This window comes from Saccharomonospora halophila 8, from assembly GCF_000383775.1.
Lineage (GTDB): Bacteria > Actinomycetota > Actinomycetes > Mycobacteriales > Pseudonocardiaceae > Saccharomonospora > Saccharomonospora halophila.
This window is the reverse complement of the sequence record NZ_KB912556.1, coordinates 51,068-55,241: the sequence shown is the minus strand read 5'-3', so window position 1 is coordinate 55,241 and position 4,174 is coordinate 51,068. Positions and strand designations below refer to the sequence as shown.

The following is a 4,174-nucleotide window of genomic DNA, read 5'->3' as shown; positions in this document are numbered from 1 at the left end:
CGGGCGACCGACGGAGCCGGTGCCGTGCCGGGGCCGACGGCACGACGCGGTCGAACGGTGGGCGACACCGGCCGGGCCGGCCCCGGACACGGCCCTGAACGTGCCTCGGCCGACGGCGTGTCGTGTTCTCCGCCGCACGGCGGGCGACGGGAAAGTGTGCCACCGACGGTGCCGGGTGGCGGCGGAATCGTGTGCGCCCACGCGGGGAAAAACATTCGGAATCGGGGTCGCCCGGTGTGTGCGGTGTGCGATCGGACACCCGACGCGGTTCGTGGTGAATCGAGACAGATCCTTTGATCACGGATCACGTGGCGAAGGGCCCGGAACGGAATGCGACACCGGTGATCGCGCTGACGATCGGTCGCGGAATAATCGCGCTGCGCCCCACGCGGGCGGAACGGCGGTGGCGTCCCCGACGGACCGCGAATCGCGGGATTGTGCCCCGGGATGTGCTGTCGTCACCCGGAGTGGAGGGCAAGCACGATCTGGTAACAGAACCGGGATGTACCGAGGGTGTGCGAATATTTCACCGTCGGTGTTTCGGGGCGATTTCCGTTGGGTACTACGCAACGCGTTGCCGTATACGATACGAACGCAACGGGGCGACCGACATCACACATTCGGCCTAGGAGGTCACGTACGGTCGAGCACTGGGCGACGAAGCGTCAGCGTTACTACCCCGTCCGGGTGAGTTTGTCGTCTTGGACACAATCGCTTGGTTCGGGTGTCAAGTGGTTGGTCAAGATTTTCGAAAACCGCCGACGACCACGGGGAATGTCCCTCCGGGGCCCTGCTCGACCCTGTGCGCCCAGCGCCCGGAGGTGCGGATCGTGCGCCGTCGGCTTGTACGTGGGGTGAGCCCCGACATCACGCAATTGACCCATTGATACTTTCGACCGGTACTCAATAGATTGAGTCGAGGCGATTGCGGAGATCAACGTCGATGTGCTGCAATCAGCCGAGTCGGGGTGAGGGCCGAGCTCGCCGAGCCCGGGTGCGGAACTACCGCCGGCGAGTCGCGGGTCGTATCAGAGTCGATGCTGCTCGGATTGTGATGACCCAGCGCTTTCGCGCGCCCTTTTCCGGCTCGACGGCCGCGCGCGCCACGGAGGAATTGTGTGCGCGCCCGAGGACGAGGAGGACTGCCGGGAAGTGTGACGCGGGTCGCGAAAGCAATGCTGTGTCTGGCCGAACGTGGAAGGAAGCGTAATGAGTGATTCGAGGTCTGGCCCGTCCGATGTGAAGGAGGCCGGAGCGGTTGACGAGAACCAGGAGATCGCGGCACATCCGGCACAGGAGTTCGGTTCGGACCCGCTGACCGTTCGGGACACCGACCACTACACCGACGAGTACGTCAAGGGCTTCGTCGACAAGTGGGACGACCTCATCGACTGGAAGAAGCGGTACGAGAGCGAGGGCAGCTTCTTCGTCGACCTGCTGAAGTCCCGGGGCGTGTCGTCCGTGCTCGACGTCGCCACCGGGACCGGGTTCCACTCCGTCCGGCTGATCGAGTCGGGCTTCGACACGGTGAGTGTCGACGGCAGCGCGGAGATGCTGGCGAAGGCCTTCGAGAACGGGTTGAGCTACAACAACTACGTCCTCAAGGTCGTGCACGCCGACTGGCGCTGGCTGAACCGGGATGTGCAGGGGCAGTTCGACGCGGTGGTGTGCCTCGGCAACTCCTTCACGCACCTCTTCTCCGAGCGGGACCGCCGCAAGGCGCTCGCCGAGTTCTACGCGGTGCTCAAGCCGGACGGTGTGCTGATCCTCGACCAGCGCAACTATGACTCCATCCTGGACAACGGCTTCTCCAGCAAGCACACGTACTACTACGCGGGCGAGGAGGTCACGGCCGAGCCGGAGCACGTCGACGACGGCCTGGCGCGGTTCCGGTACTCCTACGCCGACGGCTCGCAGTACCACCTCAACATGTTCCCGCTGCGCAAGGACTACACGCGCAGGCTGCTGCGGGAGGTCGGCTTCCAGCGGGTGGAGACCTACGGCGACTTCCAGGAGACCTACACCGCCGAGGAGCCGGACTTCTTCATCCACGTCGCGGACAAGAACTACATCTCCTCCGTCGACGACGCGGCGAACTACTCCAGCGCGGTGAACGTCGCCCGCGACTACTACAACTCGGACGACGCGGACAACTTCTACTACACGATCTGGGGCGGCGAGGACATCCACGTCGGTCTCTACGAGACGCCGGAGGAGCCGATCGCCCCGGCGAGTGTGCGCACGGTCGAGCGCATGGCCGGTAAGCTGACGATCACGCCGCGGACGAAGATCCTGGACGTCGGTGCGGGCTACGGTGGCGCGGCGCGCTACCTGGCCAAGACCTACGGATGCAGGGTCACCTGCCTGAACCTGTCCGAGGTCGAGAACAACCGCAACCGGCAGTTCACCGAGGAGCAGGGCCTGTCGCACCTGATTGACGTGGTGGACGGCTCGTTCGAGGATCTGCCCTTCGAGGACAACGAGTTCGACGTCGTCTGGTCGCAGGACTCCTTCCTGCACAGCGGTGACCGGGTGCGCGTGCTCCAGGAGGTCGTGCGCGTGCTCAAGCCCTCGGGCGAGTTCGTGTTCACCGACCCGATGGCGGCGGACTCGGTGGACAAGGCCTCGCTCAAGCCGATCCTGGACCGGCTGCACCTCGACAGCATGGGCTCGCCGGGCTTCTACCGTAAGGAGCTCAACCGGCTGGGCCTTTCGTCGATCGACTTCGAGGACCACACGCCGCAGTTGGCCACCCACTACGGCCGGGTCCACGACGAGACCGAGCGCAGGCACGACGAAGTCTCCAAGGTCGTCAGCGAGGAGTACCTCACGCGCATGAAGACCGGTCTCAAGAACTGGGTCGCCGGTGGCAAGAGCGGTAACCTCGCGTGGGGCATCTTCCACGCGAGGGCGTGACTCCGCCGCCCGTCGAGCGACCCCCGAATTTCCCCTTCCCTACGAGAGACGAGGATAAGAGTGACTGCTAACCGTAGGCTGTTCACCAGTGAGTCCGTGACCGAAGGCCACCCCGACAAGATGGCTGACGCGATCAGCGACAGCATCCTGGACGCGATGCTGAGCGTGGACCCGCGCAGCCGTGTCGCGGTCGAGACCATGATCACCACCGGTCAGGTCCACGTGGCCGGCGAGGTGACCACCGAGGCCCGGGTCGACGTCCCGAAGCTCATCCGGGACCGCATCCAGGAGATCGGCTACGACGAGTCCGGCAAGGGCTTCGACTGCAACACCTGCGGGATCAACGTGTCGATCGACGCGCAGTCCCCGGACATCGCGCAGGGTGTCGACACCGCCTACGAGACGCGGCTGGAGAACGCCCTCGACGAGTTCGACAAGCAGGGTGCCGGTGACCAGGGCCTGATGTTCGGCTACGCCAGCACGGACACGCCCGAGCTGATGCCGCTGCCGATCGCTCTGGCGCACCGTCTGTCCCGCAGGCTGACCGAGGTCCGCAAGAACGGCACCGTTCCGTACCTGCGTGCCGACGGCAAGACCCAGGTGACCATCGAGTACGACGGCAACAAGCCGGTCCGCCTGGACACCGTGGTGATCTCCAGCCAGCACGCCGAAGGCGTCGACCTGGACAAGGAACTCGCCGTCGACCTGCGCAAGCACGTGATCGCGCCGGAGATCGAGTCCCTCGGTCTCGAGGCCGAGGACCCCCGCATCCTGATCAACCCGACCGGCCGTTTCGTGGTCGGCGGGCCGATGGGTGACGCGGGCCTGACCGGCCGGAAGATCATTGTCGACACCTACGGCGGCATGGCCCGGCACGGTGGCGGCGCCTTCTCCGGCAAGGACCCGTCGAAGGTGGACCGCTCCGCGGCCTACGCCACCCGCTGGGTCGCGAAGAACATCGTGGCGGCCGGCCTGGCCGACCGCGCCGAGATCCAGGTCGCCTACGCCATCGGCAAGGCGGCCCCGGTGGGTCTGTTCATCGAGACCTTCGGCACCGAGAAGGTGGCCCACGACAAGCTGCAGGCCGCGGTGAACGAGGTCTTCGACCTCCGCCCGGCGGCGATCATCCGCCACCTGGACCTGCTGCGTCCGATCTACGCGCCGACGGCCGCCTACGGCCACTTCGGGCGCCCCGACCTGGACCTGCCGTGGGAGCGCACCGACAAGGCCGCCGCTCTGAAGGACGCGGCGAAGGGCT

The 4,174-nt window shown here is 66.1% G+C and carries 2 protein-coding genes; both read left to right on the top strand.

Annotated elements, in window-relative coordinates:
- Positions 1–1,209 precede the first annotated feature (1,209 nt).
- Positions 1,210–2,916 (top strand): glycine/sarcosine N-methyltransferase, encoded by a 1,707-nt coding sequence (locus SACHA_RS0112240; protein ID WP_051110202.1) that lies wholly within the window; start codon positions 1,210–1,212, stop codon positions 2,914–2,916.
- Between the two features lie 60 nt (positions 2,917–2,976).
- On the top strand, positions 2,977–4,174 hold a 1,198-nt coding region (metK, locus tag SACHA_RS21825; protein ID WP_083935843.1), incomplete at its 3' end, for a methionine adenosyltransferase.

What these genes read in the sequence shown, in the direction of transcription:
- SACHA_RS0112240 (WP_051110202.1), top strand. Translation starts at nt 1,210, where the DNA reads ATGAGTGATTCGAGGTCTGGCCCGTCCGATGTGAAGGAGGCCGGAGCG.